Origin of the sequence: Kribbella sp. NPDC050281 (assembly GCF_040655855.1) — a bacterium.
In the GTDB taxonomy this organism is placed as follows: Bacteria; Actinomycetota; Actinomycetes; order Propionibacteriales; family Kribbellaceae; genus Kribbella.
The window spans coordinates 123,327-145,792 of record NZ_JBFAKS010000015.1; the positions used below are offsets into that span (position 1 = coordinate 123,327).

Consider the following 22,466-nt stretch of genomic DNA (forward strand, 5'->3'; position numbering starts at 1 on the left):
GCAGGGGGACGTCGAGAAGCGAACCCGCCGCTCACCCGAAATCGCGGGGAGCGGCGCGGCGGGCGATGCGGCGTGGGCCGACCATCGACGACGTCGCCGAGCTGGCCGGAGTCTCGCGCGGCACGGTGTCACGGGTCCTCAACGGTGGCCACTACGTCAGTGCCGCCTCACTCGAGGCGGTCCGGCAGGCAATGGCCGACACCGGGTACACGGTCAACCAGAGCGCCCGGAGCCTGGTGACGAAGCGGTCCAACGCGATCGGGTTCGTGCTCTCGGAGCCGCAGGAGCGGTTGTTCGAGGACCCGAACTTCAGCGTGCTGCTGCGGTCGTGCACGCAGGCCCTGGCCGACCAGGACGTCAGCCTGGTGCTGATGCTGGAGTCCAGCGACGCCGACCGGGACCGGATCCTTCGGTACGTTCGCGGTGGACACGTCGACGGCGTACTGCTGATCTCGTCCCACTTCGGCGACCCGTTGATCGCCGAGCTGGCCGAGGGCGGCGTACCGGCCGTTGCCTGCGGCAAGCCGCTCGCACCCGGCGACGTCCTCCCGTACGTCGCTGCCGACGACCGTGAGGGTGCTCGGCAGATGACGCGGTACCTGGTCGAGCAGGGGCACCAGCGGATCGGGATGATCAGCGCGCCGCAGATCGCCGGCGGACAGGAGCGGTTGCAGGGCTACCAGGACGTGCTCGGGCGGAAGGCGCTCAAGCGGCTCGTGGTCTCCGCGACCGACTACAGCCAGGAGGCCGGCCGGCAGGCGATGGCGAAGCTGCTCAAGGCCAGCCCGGACCTCGACGCGGTGTTCGCGGCCTCGGACCTGCTCGCATCCGGGGCTCTGGTGGAGCTCCGGCGAGCCGGTCGGCGGGTCCCGGAGGAAGTGGCCGTCGGCGGGTTCGACGACTCCCGGATCGCGCGGGAGTCGGACCCGCCGCTGACCACGATCCGCCAGCCGCTCGAGTTGGTGGCCCGGGAGATGGTGGACGTACTGCTCCGCCGGATCGACGGGACCGACGACGGTCCCCGCATCCTGCCGACCGAGCTAGTCGTCCGGGCTAGCGGATGAACTGGTCCACGTAGTCGGCGCCGAGCCCGTTCGCGCCGTAGTGGTCGCGGCACAGCTGGATCTTCGTGAACGTGTCCTCGTAGCCGATCTGGTTGCCCGCCTCGTCGACGTAGATCATCGCGCCGGAGATGTTGAAGAACGTGATCATCTCGGTGCAGTCCTCCGGCACCCGCAGCGTGTGGATCTCGCCCGGCGGCTCGTATACGAACGACCCGGTCTCCGCGACCCACTCGTGCTCGTCGTACTGCCACTTGCCCTTGATCACGTAGCCGAAGACCGCGCTCGGGTGCCGGTGCCGGGACACGATGCCGGCCCGGGTCACCTTCAGCAGGTTGCACCACTGGCCGGTGACCGTGTTCAGCATCAGCGGCCGGAACCACACCCCCGGCGCCTGCTGAACCCACAACCGGTCGTCGTCGGGAACCGCGGGTACGGCGATCTCCGCCGGAACACCTGCTGAAACCGGGATCATCGACTGCTCCTTCACGTGCTCTGGTAGCCGCCGTCCACGGGCAGGACGGCGCCGGTGACGAACCCCGCGTCCGGGCCGGCCAGGAAGGCGATCGCACCGGCGACCTCCTCGGGCTTTCCCCAGCGGGCCATCGGCGTACGGGAGATGATCCGGTCGGCGGCGGCCGGATCGGCTTGCAGTGCGGCGGTCAGGTCCGTGGCGATCCAGCCGGGTGCGACCGCATTCACCCGGATACCGTCGGCCGCCCAGGCGACCGCGAGGGACTTGGTCAGCTGGACGATGCCGCCCTTGCTGGCGCTGTACGCCGGAACGAGCGGACCACCGAAGTAGCTCAGCATCGAGGCGAGGTTGACGATGCAGCCGCGGCTCGCGGCGAGCAGGTCGTGTGCGGCTTCGGACGCCCGCAGCGCGCCAGTCAGGTTGATCTCGAGGACCTCCCGGAACACCTCGGGCCGGTGCTCGTCGCCGCGGCGGATGATGCCGGCCGCGTTCACCAGGATGTCCAGCCGGTCGAGCGAACAGATCAGTCGCTCGAGTGCGCCTGGCTCACGCAGGTCGAGCTCCACCCCCGCTGGGCCGGCATCAAGACCTGCGGCGACGACCTGCAGCCCGTCGGCGCTGAGTCGGCGTACCGTCGCCGCGCCGATCCCGCTGGTGCCTCCGACGACGAGAGCGGTACCGGACATGCAGCTCAGCTTCGTGGCCGCTCATGCAGGCGGCAAGAAGTACCCGCACGCCGGATCGGCCCGATCCGGAGCGCGGGCCGGTCAAGGCTCGTCCGGATGCCCGGAATCAGAGCCGCGGGTGGGGATAGTCGGGGGAGCGGTGCTGGAAGGTGAGGATGCCGGGATTGCGGATGACGCCGGCCTCGATCTCGATCGCGGGGCCGAGGGTGGCGTCGGCGTGCCAGGCGGCGGGGCCGCCGAGCACCGGGCGGAGGAAGGGCAGCACGGCCTCGCTGATCTCCCAGGTCGCCGAGTTCCACAGGTACGACGGGCTGTGGTCGACGCCGTAGTACGTGATGTGGTCACCGACCACGAACGTCGGGTCGCCGAACCCGGTCGGCCGGGCCCAGCTGAACCCCATGCCCAGGTCGCAGGAGACGTCGACGATCAGGCTGCCCGGCGCGAACTGCTCCAGGTCCTCCTCGACCAGGAACGTCAGCGGGGCGTCCGGATCCTGCAGCACGCAGTTCACGACCACGTCGTGCTCGGCCAGGAATCCGGCCAGGGGCACTCTGCCCTCGTCGGTCAGCGCGTGGCTGAGGCGCGGGTCGTTGTCCTCGGGGTCGTCGTGGTCGAACTGGATGATCCGGGCCGAGTGGATCGGCGAACCGACCGCGGTCACACCCCTCCCGGTCAGGACGTCGACGTCGTGCACGCCGTGCGCGTTCAAGGCGGTGACGGCTCCCCGGGCGGTCGCGCCGAACCCGATCACCACCGCCCGCAGCCGGCGGCCGTAGTCACCGGTCGAGCCGATCAGCTCGAGCGCGTGCAGCACGGAGCAGTAGCCGGCGAGCTCGTTGTTCTTGTGGAACACGTGCAGGCTGAACCGGCCGTCGGCGGTCCAGTGGTTCATCGCCTCGAACGCGATCAGTGTGAGTTCGCGGTCGATCGCGAGCTGGGTGACCTTGTCGTCCTGGACGCAGTGCGGCCAGCCCCAGAGCACCTGTCCGGTCCGGAGCTCGGCGAGATCCTCGGGCTGCGGCTTGGGCAGCAGGACGACGTCGGCCACAGCGATCAGTTCGTCCCGGTCGACGACCCCGGCGACGGACTTGGCCAACTGCTCGTCGGAGATTCCGAACCGCTCGCCGTACCCGGACTCGAGGACGATGCGCTGCCGCAGCTCGTCGTCGATCCGGTCGAAGTGGTGCGGATGGATCGGCAGCCGGTACTCGTTCTCCTTGCGGGAACGGCCGATGACGCCGAGCGTTGACTGGTCCACGAGGGCCCCTTTGGTTACGGCCTGTTGTAGCACAGACCGGCCGGAGGCCGTTCAGTCGACGCTGGAGTCGATGCGGCGGTGGTAGCGCTGCCCGGCCTTGCCACCGATCAACGCGGCGAGCAGCGTTACCACGACAGCCGCCACGACCGCGATCACTCCACCGGTGGTCAGGGTCTCGTTCGCAATCGGCACCGACGGCAGGTCGACCCGATCCAGTACGTCGTACTGCGAACCGGCCAGCGCGGCGATCGCCGCGACGACGACCGTCACCAGGAAACCGATCAGCCAGACGCCGAAGCCCTGCCGCGCACCGTCGAAGCGTGCCAGCCGGCCCGCGACGTACCCACCGTTGTAGTAGGCGATCGCGAGGATCAGCAGCAGGACCGCGCCGGACGCGATGCCGATGGTGCCGGCGTCGGACTCGGCCGCGTTCCAGTCGATGGTGGTCGCGTAGTCGACCGCAGCCGCGACCGCGCCGACGATCCCGGTCAGCAGTGCGATCAGCCCGATCGCGACCAGCCAGCCGAAGAAGGCCGAACCGCCCTTGAAGCCCCGGTACGCCGGGTCCACCTCGGTCGCGGCCGACGTCCGGACGTTCGCCCGGTGCAGCGGCCGCGTGTCCTGGTCGTTGTCAACATCGTCGACGTGGCTCACCGGCCGCGAGTCAGGGTCGTGCTCGGCGCGGCGCAGCGAACGCGTCTCGTCGACCTGCTGAGTGTCAGTGTCGTCCCGATACTGCTGGACCATGGTCAGTTCTCCTCACCAGACAGGCCCCGTGTCGCCCCTCCGGTACCCCGCGGGGGCGTCGACCATGCGTGGTGAGTCGGTGACCGTCAGTCCAGCAGGGTGTCGATCTTGTCGTGGTAGCGCTGGCCGGCCTTGCCGCCGAGGATCGCGAACAGCAGCGCGAGGACGACGAGGGCCGCGGCGGCGACGATCCCGCCCATGGCCAGGGTGTCGTTGGACAGCGCCACGTCCGGCCGGTTCAGATCGTCGAGCCAGCCGTACTGGCTGTTTCCGAACGCCCCGGCACCGGCCGCGAGCACCGAGAACAGCAGCGCGAGCATCCACACCCCGAAGCCCTGCCGGCCGCCGTCGAACCGCGCCAGCCGGCCGGCGATGTACCCGCCGGTGAAGAACGCCAGGGTCACCATCAGTACGACGACCGACGCTGCGGTGATGCCCGCGGCCCCGGGCTGGGCCTCGGCGTCAGCGCGGGAGTAGTCCAGCACCTCCGCCGTACCGACCGCCGCGGCGGCCGCGGCCGCGAGCAGCAGCACCGACATCGCGATGGAGATCAACCAGCCGAAGAAGGCAGCGCCGAACTTGAAGCCGCGGTAGGCGAGCAGGTCCGGGTCGGTGATGGGCTCGGTGGTGGCCGTTGGTAAGGGCAATTGGTCCGGGACGATCGTGACGTTGCTCATCGCACGGTGCGCGGCGGCGCGTGCCTCCTCGTAGCGCTGGGTGGTGGTCGCGTCCGAGTCGGGCGCGGCCGAACCGGGGGCAGTCATGGTGGCGGTGTCGCCGCTGTACTGCGCTGTGGCGGTGTCGCCGTACTGCTGAGCCATCTCCGCTTCTCCTCACTGGTCAGCCTCGCGCCAGACCTACCCAACGGAGTCTGGTCCGACACTGCCGAAGGGCGGATTTAACCGGCCCCTGGCGTGGGCTCACTGTCCGTCGCCGGGTATCGGCGGGGAGTGAAGACCAAGGGTCCGGCCGGGCGTGGCACGGTGCGGGTCTGGGACGACCCGATCAGTAACAGGCAGCGCATGTCAACCTGCTCGGGGTCCAGTTCGGCCAGCGTTGTCACGGTGATCGACTCCCCAGGACCGCCCACATCCCGGCCGACGACGACCGTCGTACTGGGCGAACGGTGTTCGAGCAGCAGGTCGCGGGTGGCGCCGACCTGCCAGGTCCGGGACTTCGACGCGGGGTTGTAGATCGCGATCACCAGGTCTGCCGCGGCGGCCGCGGCCAGCCGCCCCGCGATCACGTCCCACGGCTTCAACCGGTCCGACAGCGACAGCACGCAGAAGTCGTGCCCGAGCGGTGCGCCCACCCGGCTGGCGACGGCCTGCGCCGCGGTCATCCCGGGCAGCACGCGTACGGCGATGTCGGCGTACTCCGGCTCGGACGCGACCTCGGTGACCGCACTGGCCATGGCGAACACGCCGGGATCACCGGACGAGACCACAACCACCTTCGAGCCCTTCCGGGCCAGATCGAGGGCGAACGCGGCCCGCTCGGACTCGACCCGGTTGTCCGACCCGTGCTTGCGCTGACGAGCGCGGTCCGGCAGCCGGTCGACGTACGGGCCGTAGCCGATCAGGTCGTCGGCACTCGCGATCGCCGCCCGGACCTCGGGTGTCATCCACTCCGGCCCGGCCGGACCCAGTCCGACCACGGTGACGGATCCGTCCGTGGCGGTCCTGGGCGCCGGTGCGGTGAAGGTGTTGTTGATCGGACTCGGGAGCAGCGCAAGCGAGAAGTACGGCACGCTCTCGGGATCCACTTCGGCCAGGGGAGCCGTACGTTGCGCATCCGTCGTCGCACGTTCGACATACCAGGCCTCGTCGGCGCGCCCGGCCAGCTCGAACGCCTCCCGCACGTTCTCGAACGTGCGCCCGAGCTTCATCACCGCGGCCGCATCCGTGGTCCGGAGCCGGTCCGCGAGGACATCGGGCGGCAGCGTGCCCGGCAGCACGGTGAGGATCTCGTCCCGCTCGCACAACGGTCGCCCGAGTACGGCAGCCGCCGCGCTCACCGACGTCACGCCGGGGACCACCTCGCACGGATACCGGTCGGCGAGCCGCTTGTGCATGTGCATATAGGACCCGTAGAACAACGGATCGCCCTCAGCCAGTACGACGACGTCCCGGCCGGCGTCGAGATGCGCAGCCAGCCGGGCCGCGCAGTCGGTGTAGAAATCATCCATCGCACCCTGGTAGCCGCCGGGGTGATCGGTCGTCTCGGTGGTCAGTGGGTAGACCAGGTGCTCCTCGAGCTGGCCGTCCCGCAGGTACGGCGCCGCGACCGAGCGCGCGATGCTGCGGCCATGCCGCGCGCTGTGGAACGCGATCACGTCGGCGGCCCCGATCAGCCGGGCTGCCTTGACCGTGACCAGTTCGGGGTCACCCGGGCCGAGTCCGACGCCCCACAGTCTGCCTGTCACTCTTCCTCGCTTGCGATGGCGTTGACGGCGGCCGCCGTGATCGCGCTTCCGCCTCGGCGGCCGCGCACGACGAGGTACTCCAGGCCGAGATCGTTCGCCGCCAGCGCGTCCTTGGATTCGGCGGCACCGATGAAACCGACCGGGATGCCGAGGATCGCGGCCGGTCGCGGCGCGCCGTCCGCGAGCAGCTCGAGCAGCCGGAACAGCGTGGTCGGCGCGTTGCCGATGGCAACGACAGAACCGGCCAGGTGGTCGTTCCAGAGGTCGACCGCTGCGGCGCTACGGGTGGTCTGTAGCTGTTGGGCCAGTTCCGGGACACCCGGCTCGCTCAGGGTGCAGATGACCTGGTTGTCCGCGGGCAGGCGCCGCCGGGTGATACCGGCTGCCACCATCTGCGCGTCGCACAGGATCGGTGCGCCGTTCTGGAGTGCGGCCCGGGCGTTCTTGACCACGTTCGGCGACCAGGCCAGGTCAGCGACCAGGTCGGTCATTCCGCAGGCATGAATCATCCGGACCGCCACCTGGGCGACGTCGGCCGGGAGGTCGCCGAGCGCGGCTTCCGCCCGGATCGTCGCGAACGACCGCCGGTAGATCTCTGCGCCGTCGCGCACGTACTCGAACCCGCTCACCACGTCCCCATCCGCTCACCGTCGATCACATATCCGTTGCCCACGGCAAGTACGTCGACGAACTCGCCGGCCGGCTTGCCACAGCGCCGCTCACAGCCGGACCAGTGCATCGGCCGCTCGTGCCGCGGCAGCCGCGGCGTCACCCGCTCGGCGTCGCCCCGTACATCTGCCAGCGCCTTCGCACACCCAGGCTGCCCCGCACACGCTGTCACACCGTTCCAGGCCGATTCAGGATCTGTGACCAAACCAACCCCGTCCAACCCCGCACCAGCCTCCGCCGGCACCACGACGGACCGCCAAGGAGTCACCCTCAAGTCCTGGCCCAGGTGGGCGAGCACTGCGGACTGTTCCTGGCTGAGGCTCCCGAGTGGCACCGTCACCACCAGCGCCGTTCCATGCTTGCCTGCTGCGACTGTGGTCACGGCAGTCGGCAGCTCTTCCGTAGCCTGCAACCCCAGGCGGTCGAGGATCCGCTCCTCACCACGGTCGAGCTCCGCGATTCGCCACTCCTGCCCCTCACGCTCCTGCAGGAACGCCTCAGCCGCGGCGACCATCACCTCAGCCACATCACTCCAGCCCACCCGCACACCGCGAGCGCCAAGGCTCAACAGCCCTTCACGCTCATCCACCGCCCGGACGAACACATCGGCCCGCACCCCGGCCAGGTCCCCGCGCCCGTCATCCAGCGCGAACAGGAACCGCCCAGGCAGCTCTGCCAACTCAGGCCGGGCACACAGCTCCCGGTCTACCGCAGCCGCCATCGGCAGAACGTCGTACCGGCTCTCCTGGTCCAGACCGGAGAGCGGCGACGCCAGAATGTTCCGCACCCGCTCATGCGGCATTGACGGCAACAGTCCGGCCTCGAACAACCGCTGAGACAGCTCCACCGGCGCATCAGGCGCAAGTCCGCGGATCTGCACGTTCGCCCGCGACGTGAGCTCGAGCCGCCCGTCCCCGAGGTCCGCGGCGGCCGTCCGCAGTACGTCGAACTGGTCTGCACCGACTACGCCACCCGGCAGGCGAACGCGGGCAAGGCCTCCGTCGGCAGCCTGGTGCACCGCTAGCACACCCGGGCACCGATCCGTCTGAGTCCTCGACACAACCGCGATGCTACGTCCCCGCCTCCTGTGCTCTGGACCACAGCAGCACTCCGGTGGTCAGCGCCGCGCACACCCCGCCCGCGACCATGACGGTCGACACCGACCAGGTGTCCACCACCAGACCGCCCAGCAGCGCCCCGGTGGAGAGCACGGCCTGGAACGAACCGGTGAACAGGACGGTCGCCGCCTCCCGCGAGGCCGGTGCGGCCTTGGCGAACATGTTCATCGAGCAGACCGGCACACCGCCGTACCCGATGCCCCACACGATCAGCAGGGCTACGGCTCCCGCCGTACTGCGACCCAGGACCGGCAACAGGAGGGTCGCGGTGGCGATGCAGGCGGCGCATCCGGCGAAGGTGAGGTGGACGCTGCGTGCGACCGCCGTACCCGCGATGAGGTTGCCGACCAGGCCGGCTGCGCCGTACACCAGCAGGAACACACCGATCAGCTCCGGTCGGACGACCTCGCGGAGGAAGGGCGTCACGTAGGTGTAGGTGGCGAAGTGCGCCGTCACGAGCATGCAGGTGACGACGATCGCGCCCTTGCTGCGGCGGAGCGCATCCCGGAGTACGACGAGCCTGGTCACCTGCAGCGGCGGTAGCGGCGGCACGGTGATGTAGAGAGCAGTGAGCGCCACCAGCGACAGCACTCCGAGCACGGCGAACGACGTACGCCAGCCGGCCAGCTCACCCAGGACCGTGCCCGCCGGTACGCCGAGGACCGAGCCGAGGGGGACGGCGGAGAAGATGACTGCGGTCGCGCGGACGGTCCACCGTTCGGGGACGAGTCGCGCGGCCAGACCGGCGCCGATCGACCAGAAGCCGCCGACAGTCAGGCCGACGAGGAAGCGGGCCAGCAGTTCGATCCAGTACACCGGCGCGGCCGCGGCGAGGAAGCCGGCGATCGCGAGCAGCACCATCAGTGCGCACAGCATCAGCCGCCGGTCCAGCCGAGCGGTGAGCACTGTGATCACCGGCGCCGCGACGCCCGCGACCAGGCCGGGCATGGTCATCAGCCAGCCGGTGCGTCCGGGCGTGAGTGAGAAGGTGGACCCGATCGGGGTGAGCAGTCCTATCGGCAGGATTTCCGTGGTCGTGATCGTGAAAATCCCCAACGTCACCGCCACAACCGCGAACCACCGGACCCCCGCCACCCGCGTCTCAACAACAGTCATGCCCACCACCCAACCGCCCACCCACTCCCCACACTCGCGACTTCACGACACCGCCCTGCACGTCGCATTCCCGCTACCAAGCCGACGGAGAATGATCGGCACGAGATGATCTGGCAGTAGATAATCCCGCGTTACCCTGGAGGTTATGGCGAAGACTCCAGTCCGCACGGTTCCCGACCTCACCGGCTACCTCACGCATGCCGGTCATGTGCTCGAGACACAGTTGTCCGCTGCACTCGCAGAGATCGGACTGACGGTGCGGATGCAGTGCGTCCTGCGGCACGCCCTGGAGGAGGAGCGCACCCAGATACAGATCGCCGAACTGGCGTACATGGACAAGACCACGATGGTCGTCACCGTCGACGCGCTCGAAGAGGCCGGGTACGCCGAACGCAAGCCCTCCGCCACCGACCGCCGCGCGCGCATCATCGCGGTCACCTCGGCCGGCGCCAAGATCGCCGCCGAGGGGCAGCGCATCGTCGACCGGGTCCACGCCGACGTCCTCGAGGCCCTCACCGCGAGCGAACGCAAACCCTTCGTCGACGCGCTCGTCGACCTGGTCGACGGCCATCTGTCCGTCCAGGTGGAAGCGGTATCGGTCCGCCGCGCCCGGCAACGCACAAGGTAGTCCACAAAGGGATCGTCTAGTACGGAACTATCTGCTACCGTCGTACTTGTTCTGCTTCGAGCTGGGCAAGGAGATGGGTGATGGCAGTGGAAACGGCGGTTCAGGTGGGGCGTCCGGTGGCGGCCGGACGGACGAAAGCCCTGCTGGTGTTGTGCGTCATGCAGTTGATGATCATCCTCGACGGCACCGTGGTGACGGTCGCGTTGCCGACGATCCAGAGTGATCTCGGGTTCTCACAGGCAGGCCTCGCGTGGGTGATGAACTCGTACCTGATCGCCTTCGCGGGACTACTCCTGCTGGCCGGACGGATCGGGGACCTGATCGGAAGCAAGCGGGTCTTCCTGGCCGGGCTCGGCCTGTTCACGGCAGCGTCCTTGCTGTGCGGTACGGCGGGCGGCGCGGAGGTGCTGATCGCGGGCCGGTTCCTGCAGGGAGTCGGCGGAGCGCTCGCCTCGGCGGTGATTCTCGGCATGATCGTCGGCCTCTACCCGGCCCCGGGCGAGCAAGCACGCGCGATGGGGGTCTACAGCTTCACTTCGGCCAGTGGTGCGTCGATCGGTCTGATCCTGGGCGGTGTGATCACCCAGACCGTCGGCTGGCACTGGTCCTTCCTCATCAACGTGCCGATCGGCATCATCTCGCTCGCGTTCGCCGTACGGCTCCTGCAAGGAGAAGAGGGGCTCGGTCTCACCAAGGGCGCCGACGTACTCGGCGCTGTCTTGGTCACCGCGGGGCTGTCGCTCGCCGTGTACACGATCGTCCAGACCGCCGAGCCGCACGCGGAGCTCGCGCGCACGCTAGTCCTGGCCGCCGCGGCGGTTCTGCTCCTGGCCGCGTTCATACTCCGTCAGGCCCGCAGTATGAATCCGCTGCTGCCACTGCACATCTTCCGCAAGCGCCAGACCACGGTCGCCAACGTCGTCGTCGTCCTGCTCTTCGCGGCCGGCTTCGGCTTCCAGTTCACCACCGCGCTCTATGTGCAACGGGTCCTGGGCTACGACTCCCTCACCACCGGCCTGGCCTTCCTTCCGGCGCCGATCATGAACGCGCTGATGTCGCTGTCCATCGCGCCACGCCTGACCGTCCGCTTCGGCCCGCGCAACATGCTGACCGCCGGACTGACAGCCTTCCTGGCCGCCCTGCTCTGGATCAGCCAGGCACCGGTCGATGGTTCGTACGTCGTCAACGTCGCACCCGTCCTCGCGGTGATGGGAGCCGGCATCGGCCTGGCCATCCCGGCAGCGATCATGCTCGCGATGTCGGGCGCCGAAGCGGGCGACGCCGGACTGGCCTCGGGGCTCAACAACACTGCACAACAGGCCGGTGCTGCGGTGGGGACCGCCGTACTGGCGACTCTGGCCGCATCCACCACGACCAGCCGGCTGGCTGACGGTGCGAGCGACGTACTGGCGCTACGGGACGGCTACGGAGTCGCTTGGCTCGCCGCGGCGGCCTTCGTCCTCGGTGCGCTCGTGCTGTCGGCCACTCTGCTGAGGGCTCCGCGGAACTGACCGGCCGCTACTGTTGTCGGCCGTGAGCAAGACGAGGAACCCGGACCGGCTGGTCCTGTTCAGCGACGCGGTCGTCGCCATCGCCATCACCCTGCTGATCCTGCCGCTGGTCGAGGTGGTCACCGAGTCCAAGGCGGACGGGCTGGACGCTCCCGAGGTGATCACCGAGCACTGGCCCCAGCTGTTCTCGTTCCTGCTGAGCTTCGTGGTGATCGCGAACTTCTGGCTCGGCCATCACCGGGTGTTCGAGCACGTCCGCGCGTACACCTCACCGATGATGCGGCTGAACCTCGCGTGGTTGCTCACGATCGTGTTCCTGCCCTTCCCGACCGAGATCGTGGGCACCTACGAGAGCGACCAGTTCACCGCGGGGCTCTACACCGGGACGATTCTGGTGCTCAGCATCTGCCAGTCGGCGCTCACCTGGATGATCCACGGCCATGCGGAACTCGAGAACCCGGACAATCCGGTCGGCACTCGGGAGCTGGTCGGCTCCCTGGCGCTGACCGGGTTGACGCTGATCGCCTTCCTGCTCGCGACCCTTGTTCCGGGGGTCAAGTTCTACGCGCTGCTCCTGCTGATTCTGTCCCCGGTGGTAGTGCGGGTCTGGGACCTGGTGCGGAAGGTCAGCTGATCCCGGCCCAGAAACCGCAGTGGTGCTCGGTGCTGAGGTTCACCGGCCGGATGCCGGTCTGGTCCGTGGGAGCCAGTGAGAGCCCGGTCACTGTGCGACTCGTCGTGGGGGACCAGTGCGGCCGGTCGGGGCCGTTCGGGTTGCCGGTGCGGGCGAACGCCGTCCAGTAGTCGATCATCTGGTTCGACAGCCGCTGCTGGGGCTCCGGGAAGGGGAAGTCGTAGTTGCCGAGGCTGAAGAGGTACGGCAACTCCGCGGCATGGATGGCGCCCAGCCCGTCGTCTGCGAGGGGCGAGTGCTTGTCTGCGAACTCGTACGCGTACACCGGCACGCGGCGGGCGGCCTGCTGATCGCTGGCGATCTGGGTGCAGGACCAGATCCGGTCCGTCGTGACGGCAGTCCAGGCCGCCGCGGCAGACTCGTACCGGTTGAGCGGGTACTCACGCAGTACCTTCGCTGCCTGCCGTGCGCCGACCATGTTGGTCACCAGTTGCGGGTAGTTCTCGGCTGTGACGTCGCCGAAGGCAACCAGCCACGCTGCGGCCTCGTCGTGGTTGTTGCCGGACAGGACCGGCACGCGGTGGAACAGTCCGGCCTTCAGCGCCTTCGCGGGGCTCAGTGGCATCGTCGCAGTGCCGCCGTACGCGACCTGGGTGAACTGCAGCATGTCCTCGACCAGTACGTCGGACTTCGCGGCCTGGAGGCAGGCGAGCATGGACTGGCCGGGCGTGCAGCCGAGCTTGTCCTTGTTGCCCTCGGCCCATTCCTTGCCGTTGGCCTGGACTCTGCTCACCGGGATGAAGGGGGCGTCGGCCGCCTGGCCCGGGTACTGGCTGTTGTCGTCCCAGTTGAAGTTGCACGAGCCGCTCTGCATGATCGCCTTCGCGAACAGGCCTGTCGCGGTCGGGGAGGTGAGCTGCGCGCAGACGCTCATGCCGCCGGCGGACTCACCAGCCACTGTGACGTTGCGCGGGTCGCCACCGAAGGCTCGCGCGTTGCGCTGCACCCAGCGCAGTGCTGCCTGCTGGTCCTGAAGGCCGTAGGTGCCGGAGCCCGGCAGGCCCGGGTAGCCGAAGAACCCGAAGATGCCGAGGCGGTAGTTGATCGTCACCACGATCACATCGCCGCGGGCGGCCAGCTTGGACGCGCCGTAGTTGTAGCCGGCGCCGGAGAAGAAACCACCGCCCGGAATCCACACGAGCACGCCTCGCGGCTTCGCCGACTTGGCTGCGGGGGTCGTGACATTCAGGTAGAGGCAGTCCTCGGCAGACGCGCCGTCGGGCACTTCCGGGTTGGCCTGCTGCGGACACGGGTTGCCGATCTTGGACTGCCGTACGCCGTCCCACGGCTTGGCGGGTTGCGGGGCCTTCCACCGCAACGGCCCGACCGGCGGAGCGGCGTACGGGATCCCGTTGTAGACCAGCGCATCTCCGACGGCCGTGCTCTGCACCAGCCCGGCGTCTGTCCGTACGACAGTCGGTTCCGCAGCCGCACTGGGCTGCGCCGCACCCACCAGAAGAGCGGCCGGAGCAAGCCCAGCCACAAGTATCGCCAAGAGTTTCTTCGTCATACCGAGACCCTCGCGCGGATAGGTCGTCTGCCGCCTCGCCCCGACGGCCAAACCACCTACACCTTTGGTCTAACTGCTCTGCGCAGCCCCACCCCCGCCGCTGAAGGCGGTGTGTTTCAGGGCGGCGCAGCCGTCTTACCTGTGTCTTCTGAGCTCCCACCCCCGCCGCCGAAGGCGGCGTGCTCTTCGGGGCGGCGTAGCCGTCTTACCTGTGTCTTCTGAGCAGGTAGGTGTCCATGATCCAGCCCTTCCGGTCGCGGGCCTCGGCGCGGACCTTCTCGATCTCGGGTGCGACCTCGCGGAGCGGGCCCGAGATGAGGAGCTCGTCCGGGGTCCCGAGGTACGCGCCCCAGTAGATCTCGGCGTCCTCATCGACGTACGACGTGAACGCCGTCTGCGCGTCCAGCATCACGACCACGTCGTCCACGCCCTCCGGCCAAGCCTTCGCGAGTCGTCGGCCGGTGGTGATCTGGATCGGCCGGCCGACCTGGTTGAGCCCGACCCGGTGCCGCGCGGCCAGCGTCGACACACTGCTGATCCCGGGAATCACCTCGACCTCGAATGCCAGGTCGCCGCGAGCCAGGATGTCATCCAGAATCGCCAGCGTGCTGTCGTACAGCGACGGATCGCCCCAGACCAGAAACGCGCCCACCTCGTCCTCACCGAGGTTCGCCGCGATCAGCTCAGCGCACACATCGGCCCGGCGCCGCCGCCAGTCGTCAACGGCTTCGACGTACGCCGAAGTGGTCCGATCCCGCTCGGGGTCGCGGCCGACCACGACCCGGTAGTCCTTGTCTGTCGCGTACCGGCGCAGGATCTCCTCGCGCAGGTCCACGAGCTCCTGCTTGACCTCGCCCTTGTCCAGCACGAAGAACACGTCGACCCGGTTCAGCGCCGCGACGGCCTGCATCGTCACCTGCTCCGGATCGCCCGCACCGACCCCGATCACCACCATCTCCCGCATGCGCGGCAGCCTAGACGTCCGGGAGCGAGACCAGCGAAAGGGTCAGGCGTTCCTTGCCGGGCTGCTCCTGGAGGTGGGGTTCGAGGAGGGCGTTGAGGCCCTCGCGCAGAGTGGTGAGATCGTCGGCGTCGACGTACAGGGCGAGTTGGCTGTAGCCCAACTGATCGAGCCGCGAGTAGAGGTCGCCGCGCTCGACGAAGCGGTCGAAGTCGGCGGCGAGCCGGGTCAGCATCAGCAGGAACGCCTGCCGGTGCTGCTCCGGCGTCATCGCGCGCGCCTCCCGCTCGTCGATCCGCCCGACCTTCGTCTGGTCCAGCGACAGCGTGCGCTCCGTCGTACCGCGGACCCGCCGCTCGCGCACCACCGTGAGATAGCCGGCCTCGATCAGTACGGCGACATGCCGGTAGAGGCTCGTGGCCGGGACATCCGGCAGGTCGTGCTTGAGCTCGGTGGTGGTCAGCTCGCGCCCGAGCACCCGCTGCACGATCCGCCAGCGGACCGGGTGCAGCAGCAGCTCCGCCACCGGCGCCGGCGACTCCTTCATGGCCAGGCCTCCCAATGCTCCCAAGTTTGGTAATAATATCCCGAACGGAAGCATTCGCCCTCGACCGAGCAGACTGCCGAGTCGCTCCGCTCGCGTCGCCGGGAGCAACCTGCGCGCGTGCCGCGGGAACTGGCGACGCACCGGTTGGCGGCGTACGAAGGACGGACGTCTCGCAGCAGATCGGGTTCGACGGCCAACCGAGCGACCTCGGGCTGGACCTGGTCGCCGACGACGGCGAACTGGTCGCCAAGGTCAACGGCGAAGTCGCCCTCCGGCTCGCGTCCTACCGCCACGGTTACGCCCTCGCGCTCGACCCGTCCGGTCAACCAACCCACATCCGAGTCAACCTCGTCTTCGATGCGACGGGCCGCCCCAATGGCTCCGCTACGGCGGCCGCCCCTTCCACCATCAGCCCGCGAGCAGCCGCACCACCCTGGGGTCCGCCACCCTTCCACTCCGGCAGCAGCTCCTCTGACATCAGGTGGAGTCGACAAGGCACTCGAGCGACGGCCTGGCCAAGGCCCAGTTCACCGCGAAGGTTTGAGAGGTTGCAAAGTACTCCATGTCGTGGCGACCAGCTTCAGGAATGCCTCACCCCGAGTCCTGGAGATCGCAGCAACGGCATGGGCAAGCTGGATTGCCGCGAGTGCTCGCCTTGAACCTACGACGTTCAGCTCCTGCAGGATATCCAGGTAGCTACACGGCAGCTCATCCGCCAACGACAACAACTGGCGCTCGACCAGCGAGTCCAGTGCTAGACGTGCGTCCGTTCCTGCGGGCACCTTGTGCATTTGCCAGCGACCCTCAACCTGTCGCTTGTGATAATCGATGTTCCTAGGGGTGAGCCTGAGGCCGAGATCAGTGGCAACGCGAATCACCGCAGAGCCGACGCTTTCGTTGACCCTGGTTTGCCAGGCCAGTCGGTCACTCTCGTGATGACGCAGGCCGTCGGCGATAGTGGTCAGATCGCTGACCGCGCCGCGCAGCTGGACGATCAGTTCGCTGGCACACTTCGCCCACTCCTCGGGCGCACTAAGGACGTATTTGCCGCAGGTCTGGTATTGCCAGTCCATCAACGCTCGCACGGCGCCCCTGTCGGTGGAGTGCTGGTGGGCCGTTCTGATCTGCTTCAGCACCCAGCCGAAGTGTTTCGCCTGACCGGCGGCCGACTTGCCGCTCGTCAGGAGAAAGCCCACATCGATTCTCCACTTTTCGTGCCACAGCTTATAGAACTCGGACACGAGTGCACGGAAGCCTTCCTCGCTGTCGACGACACGCGGCAGGTTTGTTGTGTCCAGTGTGTCGAAGGGCTGACCGGTGCAGATGCGTTTGTTGAGAGACAGGTCATCGATGGTCGCCTGGAGTTGCTCGATCTCATCCCACATGACGGTGGCCACCGTCCGAACGGCGAATTGCTCTGACTGGATCGGCCAGCGCTCCCCGCATGTTGAATGCGATGTGGAAGTCCGGAAGTGTCTCACCACGTTGCGGCGGCTCGAAGACTGTGAACCGTCTCGGGATGAACGTCATCTCGATGGCGAGGTTGTCGACCCAAACTACGCCCCGGCGGCCGTCCGGTGATGTCCACATCACACGTCCGCCATGCAGCTGTGGCTTGCCTGCAGGTGTGGACGCGAGGTAGGTCGCCACGACCCGGGAAGAAAGCTCCACAGTGCGACGGTCGAGATCTTTGAAGACGGCCTCCGACTGCTTGAACTGTCCGAGGTGGAACAGCGCCAGGCCGTGGAGGAATTCAAGGCGATACTGGTCAAACGACGTGGCCGACTGGACTGCGTTGACGAGCCTGATGCATTCCTGCCAGTCCTGTTTGGAAAACGCAAGAACCTCCCGTTCGCCGCGGAGGAATTTCTTGCCAGTTCTCAACTCCCAGAAGAGATCGAGTAGCAACCGGGAACAGCGCCAATCCTCGCGGACCTCAGAGGGAGCGGCGAGAAGCCCGTCAACTGCTCTCTGCATGCCATCCGTGCCTTTTCGAGCGTCAAGGCGGGCCAGGAAGTAGTGGGCCGCCGGGTCGTTGTTCGCCCTCAAAGCCTCAAGATGCCGGTGCTCTAGCGCGGGGTCCTTGAGCAGCCGCCCCATGTCGCTCTGCCGTGTGTCATAGAGGGCTCGTTGACTAGGGCTCAACGAGCCGGGATCCACCGAGTCCAGTGAAGCAGCAGCGTTCGCCAGGAGGTCCAACCTGACTGAGTCGTCCAGTTTCTCGTTCTCCATGGCGCGCGAGGTGGTCCATGCCACGACGTCGACCGGATAGTAGTTCTCGGGATCGAGCCGTCGGGCGGCTAGCACCGACCGTGTCACGTCCTTCATCAGTGCGGCTAGGTGCTCGCTCTCGGCGGTGAGCGCCTGCTCGTACACCTGAGTGCCGACTGTGCTGCCCAGCTCCACCAAGAGGTTGCGTTTGGCGGTCGGGGAGATGTCCGCCTCCTCGATTGTCTCTTCTAGCAGGTGCTGTGTCTCGGCCAGCAAGGTCAATCGCGTGACACGGTCGTTCTGGTTGCTTCCCTGGTCCCTCTTAACGAATTCGCGCGTGAGGTTCGCTTCCGCTAGAACGAGCCGGTGGTGGGCACGGCCCAGCTTCTCCCGGAGGTTCCGGAACGCGGTAGCGACCCGCAACCAATGCCTCGAGTACCGGGACGCCTCGGGTGACTTATGGCCGATTTTGTTGACGAGCGCGACAATGAAGTCGACTTCGATTCCGCCGTTGTGCGTCGAGTCGGGGCGTAACGCCTCAATCATCTCGCACACCACGGTTAGCTCAGTGTCAATCCTGAGATCTTCCTTTGCCAGCAGCTCGGCTTCGAGCTGGGTGCGCACTCCCAGCACCTGCCCGCCGTCGGCTTCCTCTTCCCAGCGGAAGAGGTCGTACTCCGGTACGAGTTCTGCGAGGTGTGCCCAGCCATCCCGCCCGATCACCCGTAGGACCAGCTCCAAGGGAATGGTGAGACCCCACTTGCCCGCGACCAGGATGATTGCCGTGAGCTGTTCCGCCGTACTCCGCTCGAAGAAGGAGAGATCGATTAGCTCGTCTTGCGGTCGTTCCGACGGTCGCAAGGATTGGATGTCGTAACCGGCGTCGGCCATGGCCTGCGCAAGCGCGGTAAGTCCGATCCTCTCGGACTTGCTGTCCTTGACTAGGCGCTCGAACGCGGCCTCGTAGTTGCGGGCTTCCCGGGCGAGCCCTCGCTGGATGCCGTACTGGGAGTCGGGGATCAACCGGTACAAGATCGCCAGGAACGATGAATCCAGCTCGGCATCGCCGCTAGCCGGAAGCTGCATGCCGAACCGGCCAAGCCAGACTCGAGCACTGCCGATCTCTTCTTTGGATAGCTTGGCACTGACGGCTAGGTTCCGGGACGATCTGCCAACGACCCGGTAGCTACTGCCAACGATCAGGACGCGGCGTCCGCGTGCAAGCAGCTTCCTCTGTAACGAGTAGTAGTCGTCATCGTCGACCATGCCGTCCCAGATGAACACGGTCGGAAGGTCGGCCACCTCCTCCGCCCATCGCGCAAATCGCTCGATATCGGCTGCCGCGGGTCGGTCACCGCGTCGGGCCTGATGCAGGACTGCAGCCTGGCCACTGCGCGCCAGATCCAGTGCCAGGCCGCACAGCGCGAGGCTTTTTCCCGTCGCCGTCTGTCCGGACAGGATGATCGGGTCGAGCGTGGAGAGGTCGCCGAGGCTGCGGGTGACGCGCTGCATCAGCACGTCCTCAAAGTCACGGCGCAGCTTGTATCCGCTCGCGACCGCTTTGTATGGCGGCGCGCCGTCGCTGTACCCAAGCAGGTTGCGGAAGCGCTGATAGGTGACGGCCTGGGAAGCCGTGGGAAAGGGTTCGAGCAGGCTCGTATCGATGGGCCGGGCCGTACTGATGATCTGGTTCCAGGTGCCGATGTCCATCTCGACGAAGCGGGCTCGGGCCGGGATCAACCGACGGCCGCCGGTACCACGCCCGGTGGCCGACATGTCCAGTCGTCCTGCGGCCTCGGCATCCCCAAGCATCTGAGCGAGAGATTCGAGGTGGGTGTGCAGCAAGCCACGATCGAGGGCGGTGCGGATGAACCTGTCCTCGAGCAACTCTGGGGTCACGGAGAACAGATGAGCCTGGTCAGCTCCCAGCTTGCTCAGGAAGACGAAGAGGTCCTTGGTGGACAGCCAATCGCCGGCGACGTAGCCGTCGATGACTACGACTCCGCGTGGAGTCACCAAGCGCTCAGCAAGTATGCTGAGACTTTCGTTCGCCCTGGCGGTTGCCTCCACCTCAGCCACCAGATCCGAGGGGGGACGCTCGTCCTCGGGTAGGTGCATGCCCCCGAACAGGTGACGGATCTGTAGCTCGGTTGCGCTGCGCGGGTGCCTGCCGAGTTGGGGCAAACCGATCGACCTGACACGCCGCCAGCCGGCCGTGAACGCGCGTTCCAGTGCCGAGTCGATGCGCGACGTGAAGACGCCGTTCCATGGAAATTGGGCTACTACGGCGAGCTGACCGGATGTCTCCGCCGCATTCAGATCTGCGATTGCGGCCTGGTAGGCCGGGACTGGGCTGCCGAGGGCAGGCGTCCCGGTAACCGCGGGCTCCCCGTCACCCCAATTCGCAGATGCCTGGCCGAGCAATACGAAGGTCGGCCCGACGATGAGACGGGGGAGCAGGTCCTGAAGAGAATCGTCCATACCCAACCTTCACTTCGGATGACCAGGCCAGCCAGCTTAGTCTGTCGTGCCGGCATTGGCCCGGCTCGCGCTTCAAATCATCCGGACACGTCGGCACTCGTCGGGTCCGCGAAGTCGGAAACGTCTGTGTCGTCGGGCGGCTTCGCGGCGGAGGTGGCATATGCGGTCCCCACGATCGGGTTCTTCACTCAGCTCACCGGCGCGGTGCCGGGAACCGACTGTGTGAATCGCGTTCCCGGACGCAGCAGGCCGGTGCGCTGTCCTGCTGGGCGCGGCTAATCCAGCGCCACACCTCCGGTGACGATCGGGACCCTTGATCCCCGCAGGCGGACATGCGGTGCGCAGACTGAGGGCAAAGTAGCTGACTGCAATCAGTAGGCACATGAGGACCGAGACGCTCAGGCCCGCTCTGCTACGGGTTCGCCGCGCGATCGGCATGCTGTCGGTGAGAGCCATCGCGCCCTACCGTGGCCAGCGGCACCGATCTCCGGGGATCCCGGCCACCCGGCAAGGCTCACCCACCCGCGGTTGCTGTGCGGCGGACTCCTGGGCCCTGTGCAGGCAGGGACCGGGAGAGCACACTGAGCTCAACCGCCCCTGAACTTCGCCGACAGGGGAGGAGCGCAGTCGTCATGGCTGTGTGGTGGGGGAATGCGCGGAAGATCGCGGCTGTCGCCATCCTGGTCGCTGCGGCAGGTGGCTGTGGGGAGAAGCAGACCGATGGGGGCGGGACCGCGTCGGAGGTGGTCCGGATTCGCAGTGTGAGCGACGAGAGCGGCACCTCCGAGACCTTCGAGGTCATCGCCGATCAGAGCGGGAGGTACCGGATCTCGGTGATCGACGGTCCGAGCGTCCGGTATTCCCAGGTCTGGGACGGGAAGGCGCTCCTGATCTACGTTCCGGAGGAATCCCCGAAGTACCAGCGCATGGAGAATCCCGACAAGGACGAGTTCCCCATCGTCACGTGGTTCTACCGGTCTGACACCGACGAGTTCCGGAAGCTTTGCCCCGGAGCGAAGAAGTTGGGCCCGAAGACGTTGTTCGGCCGGACCGCGGTTCGGTACCACTGCGACGAGGTGGTACCGAGCGACACTGATCCGACCGAGCCGCTGAAGGCGCGGGAGATCGCGCTCGACGAGAAGACAGGCCTGCTCATGCGGAACGGCGGAGCGGACGTCGTGACCGAAGTGACCTTCGATCCGGTGATCAAGGCCGACACCTTCTCCACCGAGGTGCCGCCGGGTGAGGACACGTTCTCGACGACCGAGCCGCCGGGTGGCGACGAGGAGGAGGCGCCGGGGATGTACCCCGCCGAGCTTCCGGCTGTCGGTGGCGGCTTCATCAACACGGCCTTGTACGCCACCAAACCGTACGTCGTCGTGTCGGGACCGGCAGACGGGATCCGCGCCACCCTCGGCCGGGTGCTGCCGATGACGCACGCCGGCAAACCGGCCGTGGTGGGCTTCCTCTTCGCGGCTCCCGATGAGGACTGGAAGGGCTCGCTGCTCAACCCCGAGGACGAAAAAGCCTTTGTCGACTCGATCCTGAAGACGGCGGGAACGTTCCCCGCCCCGGTCGGCGTCGACATCAAGGGCGCGGCGGCAGCGTCCTTCGCGAGCAGACCGACGGACGTGACGATCGCGCTCGTGACGGCCGCCGGTCCGTTCGCGCACGTGACGCCGGCCAGCGACGTGTCCGACGCCGACCTGCGCAAGTGGATCGCCGAACTGTCCTGATCAGTGGGTGACTGCTGTTGTGAAGCGGGCGGCTGCTGGGCCGGTGAGGTGGCCGGGAGGGAGTGAGCGGCCGGACAGGATCAGGAGCAGGTCCTGAGCTGCGCCGGTGAGGGGTTCGCCGGTACCGAAGGTCCAGTCCAGGTCGGTCGCGCGGAGCTCGATGCCGGTGAGGTCGACGCCGAAGTACTTGAGCTGGCGTGGCTTCAGGTCGCCGAGGATGTGGCGCAGTCGGTCGGCCGGCACGGTCCGGTCGATGCCGAGGGCAACGGTGATGTCGAGGCCGTGGATCACGTCGTGGGACAGTGCGCCCTCGTACCCACCGCCCGGCGGCTTCCACCCGTGGCCGACGTTGTCGCGCAGGCAGGCCGTCAGCTCCGCCGCGCTCAAGGTCGCCGCGTCACTCCGGGCGGCCAGATCGGCGTACCGATCGAACTTCCCGCGCGCCTTCACCATCCCCAGCAGGAACTGCGGTGTGGAGTAGCGGAACGGCATGGTGATGTGGGCAACGACCTCGCGCACCCGCCAGCCCTGGCACAGGCTCGGCTTGTCCCAGTCGTCCGCGGGCAGACCGGCGAGGACGCCGGCGAGGTCGGTCCGCTCGCCCGCGATGGCCGCTCGGATGTCAGTCATGA

General features: G+C 67.6%; 20 protein-coding genes. 5 read left to right on the plus strand and 15 right to left on the minus strand.

All coding sequences use genetic code 11. From position 1 onward, the window contains the following. Window positions 1-65 precede the first annotated feature (65 nt). On the plus strand, window positions 66-1,064 hold the full coding sequence (locus AB0I34_RS18495; protein ID WP_360446495.1) for a LacI family DNA-binding transcriptional regulator: 999 nt from the start codon (window positions 66-68) through the stop codon (window positions 1,062-1,064). Here the strand turns inward: AB0I34_RS18495 and AB0I34_RS18500 are convergent. The 9 genes from AB0I34_RS18500 to AB0I34_RS18540 form a co-directional block, all read right to left on the minus strand. Next, complete coding sequence (locus AB0I34_RS18500) at window positions 1,054-1,536, minus strand: 2,4'-dihydroxyacetophenone dioxygenase family protein (RefSeq protein WP_360446497.1); 483 nt, start codon at window positions 1,534-1,536, stop codon at window positions 1,054-1,056. The two genes, AB0I34_RS18495 and AB0I34_RS18500, sit on opposite strands and share 11 nt — an antisense overlap. An 11-nt stretch (window positions 1,537-1,547) precedes the next feature. Further along, on the minus strand, window positions 1,548-2,222 hold the full coding sequence (locus tag AB0I34_RS18505; protein WP_360446499.1) for an SDR family oxidoreductase: 675 nt from the start codon (window positions 2,220-2,222) through the stop codon (window positions 1,548-1,550). Between the two features lie 106 nt (window positions 2,223-2,328). Next, complete coding sequence (locus AB0I34_RS18510; protein ID WP_360446501.1) at window positions 2,329-3,480, minus strand: N(5)-(carboxyethyl)ornithine synthase; 1,152 nt, start codon at window positions 3,478-3,480, stop codon at window positions 2,329-2,331. Window positions 3,481-3,531: 51 nt separating this feature from the next. Beyond that, the gene (locus tag AB0I34_RS18515) at window positions 3,532-4,227 is read right to left on the minus strand and encodes a hypothetical protein (protein WP_360446503.1); all 696 of its coding nucleotides are present in this window, start codon (window positions 4,225-4,227) and stop codon (window positions 3,532-3,534) included. An 86-nt stretch (window positions 4,228-4,313) separates the two neighbouring features. Then, window positions 4,314-5,048 carry a hypothetical protein gene (locus AB0I34_RS18520; RefSeq protein WP_360446505.1) on the minus strand — a complete coding sequence of 245 codons (735 nt, stop codon included), beginning with the start codon at window positions 5,046-5,048 and terminating at the stop codon, window positions 4,314-4,316. Window positions 5,049-5,125: 77 nt separating this feature from the next. Beyond that, on the minus strand, window positions 5,126-6,652 hold the full coding sequence (locus AB0I34_RS18525) for a precorrin-2 C(20)-methyltransferase (protein WP_360446507.1): 1,527 nt from the start codon (window positions 6,650-6,652) through the stop codon (window positions 5,126-5,128). Further along, window positions 6,649-7,284 (minus strand): precorrin-8X methylmutase, encoded by a 636-nt coding sequence (locus tag AB0I34_RS18530; RefSeq protein ID WP_360446509.1) that lies wholly within the window; start codon window positions 7,282-7,284, stop codon window positions 6,649-6,651. Before AB0I34_RS18530 ends, AB0I34_RS18525 begins: the two co-directional genes overlap by 4 nt. Further along, window positions 7,278-8,381: a precorrin-3B synthase gene (locus tag AB0I34_RS18535; protein WP_360446511.1), complete on the minus strand. Its 1,104-nt coding sequence runs from the start codon at window positions 8,379-8,381 to the stop codon at window positions 7,278-7,280. The genes AB0I34_RS18530 and AB0I34_RS18535 overlap by 7 nt, the downstream gene beginning before the upstream one ends. A gap of 10 nt (window positions 8,382-8,391) precedes the next feature. After that, on the minus strand, window positions 8,392-9,555 hold the full coding sequence (locus AB0I34_RS18540) for an MFS transporter (protein WP_360446513.1): 1,164 nt from the start codon (window positions 9,553-9,555) through the stop codon (window positions 8,392-8,394). 145 nt (window positions 9,556-9,700) lie between these two features. Here AB0I34_RS18540 and AB0I34_RS18545 point away from each other — a divergent pair, with 145 nt between their 5' ends. The 3 genes from AB0I34_RS18545 (at window position 9,701) to AB0I34_RS18555 (ending at window position 12,328) form a co-directional block, all read left to right on the plus strand. Beyond that, on the plus strand, window positions 9,701-10,183 hold the full coding sequence (locus tag AB0I34_RS18545) for a MarR family winged helix-turn-helix transcriptional regulator (protein WP_360446515.1): 483 nt from the start codon (window positions 9,701-9,703) through the stop codon (window positions 10,181-10,183). Window positions 10,184-10,263: 80 nt separating this feature from the next. Next, window positions 10,264-11,694 carry an MFS transporter gene (locus AB0I34_RS18550; RefSeq protein ID WP_360446517.1) on the plus strand — a complete coding sequence of 477 codons (1,431 nt, stop codon included), beginning with the start codon at window positions 10,264-10,266 and terminating at the stop codon, window positions 11,692-11,694. Between the two features lie 22 nt (window positions 11,695-11,716). Next, window positions 11,717-12,328, plus strand: a complete 612-nt coding sequence (locus AB0I34_RS18555; RefSeq protein WP_360446519.1) for a TMEM175 family protein — start codon at window positions 11,717-11,719, stop codon at window positions 12,326-12,328. Here AB0I34_RS18555 and AB0I34_RS18560 read toward each other — a convergent pair. The 5 genes from AB0I34_RS18560 to AB0I34_RS18580 form a co-directional block, all read right to left on the minus strand. Next, a complete protein-coding gene (locus AB0I34_RS18560) occupies window positions 12,321-13,898 on the minus strand; it encodes a carboxylesterase family protein (RefSeq protein ID WP_360446521.1) in 1,578 nt (525 codons plus the stop codon). The genes AB0I34_RS18555 and AB0I34_RS18560 overlap by 8 nt on opposite strands. Window positions 13,899-14,103: 205 nt before the next feature. Further along, complete coding sequence (gene cobF, locus AB0I34_RS18565; RefSeq protein ID WP_360446523.1) at window positions 14,104-14,862, minus strand: precorrin-6A synthase (deacetylating); 759 nt, start codon at window positions 14,860-14,862, stop codon at window positions 14,104-14,106. A 10-nt stretch (window positions 14,863-14,872) separates the two neighbouring features. Next, the gene (locus tag AB0I34_RS18570) at window positions 14,873-15,406 is read right to left on the minus strand and encodes a helix-turn-helix domain-containing protein (RefSeq protein WP_360446525.1); all 534 of its coding nucleotides are present in this window, start codon (window positions 15,404-15,406) and stop codon (window positions 14,873-14,875) included. A 527-nt stretch (window positions 15,407-15,933) separates the two neighbouring features. Further along, complete coding sequence (locus AB0I34_RS18575; RefSeq protein WP_360446526.1) at window positions 15,934-16,803, minus strand: hypothetical protein; 870 nt, start codon at window positions 16,801-16,803, stop codon at window positions 15,934-15,936. Beyond that, a complete protein-coding gene (locus AB0I34_RS18580; protein WP_360446528.1) occupies window positions 16,781-20,098 on the minus strand; it encodes a hypothetical protein in 3,318 nt (1,105 codons plus the stop codon). Before AB0I34_RS18580 ends, AB0I34_RS18575 begins: the two co-directional genes overlap by 23 nt. Before the next feature lie 632 nt (window positions 20,099-20,730). Between AB0I34_RS18580 and AB0I34_RS18585 the strand changes: the two genes are divergently transcribed. Continuing rightward, entirely contained in the window at window positions 20,731-21,834 is a 1,104-nt protein-coding gene (locus AB0I34_RS18585; protein WP_360446530.1) for a hypothetical protein, read from the plus strand. On the opposite strand, the gene AB0I34_RS18590 is transcribed toward AB0I34_RS18585, so the two are convergent. Next, on the minus strand, window positions 21,835-22,464 hold the full coding sequence (locus AB0I34_RS18590; protein ID WP_360446532.1) for a maleylpyruvate isomerase family mycothiol-dependent enzyme: 630 nt from the start codon (window positions 22,462-22,464) through the stop codon (window positions 21,835-21,837). Window positions 22,465-22,466 lie beyond the last annotated feature (2 nt).

Excerpts from the sequence above, each read along its gene's own strand:
- AB0I34_RS18495 (WP_360446495.1), top strand. The coding sequence starts at position 66 with ATGCGGCGTGGGCCGACCATCGACGACGTCGCCGAGCTGGCCGGAGTC.
- AB0I34_RS18500 (WP_360446497.1), bottom strand. The coding sequence starts at position 1,536 with ATGATCCCGGTTTCAGCAGGTGTTCCGGCGGAGATCGCCGTACCCGCG.
- AB0I34_RS18505 (WP_360446499.1), bottom strand. The coding sequence starts at position 2,222 with ATGTCCGGTACCGCTCTCGTCGTCGGAGGCACCAGCGGGATCGGCGCG.
- AB0I34_RS18515 (WP_360446503.1), bottom strand. The coding sequence starts at position 4,227 with ATGGTCCAGCAGTATCGGGACGACACTGACACTCAGCAGGTCGACGAG.
- AB0I34_RS18520 (WP_360446505.1), bottom strand. The coding sequence starts at position 5,048 with ATGGCTCAGCAGTACGGCGACACCGCCACAGCGCAGTACAGCGGCGAC.
- AB0I34_RS18540 (WP_360446513.1), bottom strand. The coding sequence starts at position 9,555 with ATGACTGTTGTTGAGACGCGGGTGGCGGGGGTCCGGTGGTTCGCGGTT.
- AB0I34_RS18545 (WP_360446515.1), top strand. The coding sequence starts at position 9,701 with ATGGCGAAGACTCCAGTCCGCACGGTTCCCGACCTCACCGGCTACCTC.
- AB0I34_RS18550 (WP_360446517.1), top strand. The coding sequence starts at position 10,264 with ATGGCAGTGGAAACGGCGGTTCAGGTGGGGCGTCCGGTGGCGGCCGGA.
- AB0I34_RS18560 (WP_360446521.1), bottom strand. The coding sequence starts at position 13,898 with ATGACGAAGAAACTCTTGGCGATACTTGTGGCTGGGCTTGCTCCGGCC.
- cobF (WP_360446523.1), bottom strand. The coding sequence starts at position 14,862 with ATGCGGGAGATGGTGGTGATCGGGGTCGGTGCGGGCGATCCGGAGCAG.
- AB0I34_RS18570 (WP_360446525.1), bottom strand. The coding sequence starts at position 15,406 with ATGAAGGAGTCGCCGGCGCCGGTGGCGGAGCTGCTGCTGCACCCGGTC.
- AB0I34_RS18580 (WP_360446528.1), bottom strand. The coding sequence starts at position 20,098 with ATGGACGATTCTCTTCAGGACCTGCTCCCCCGTCTCATCGTCGGGCCG.
- AB0I34_RS18585 (WP_360446530.1), top strand. The coding sequence starts at position 20,731 with ATGGCTGTGTGGTGGGGGAATGCGCGGAAGATCGCGGCTGTCGCCATC.
- AB0I34_RS18590 (WP_360446532.1), bottom strand. The coding sequence starts at position 22,464 with ATGACTGACATCCGAGCGGCCATCGCGGGCGAGCGGACCGACCTCGCC.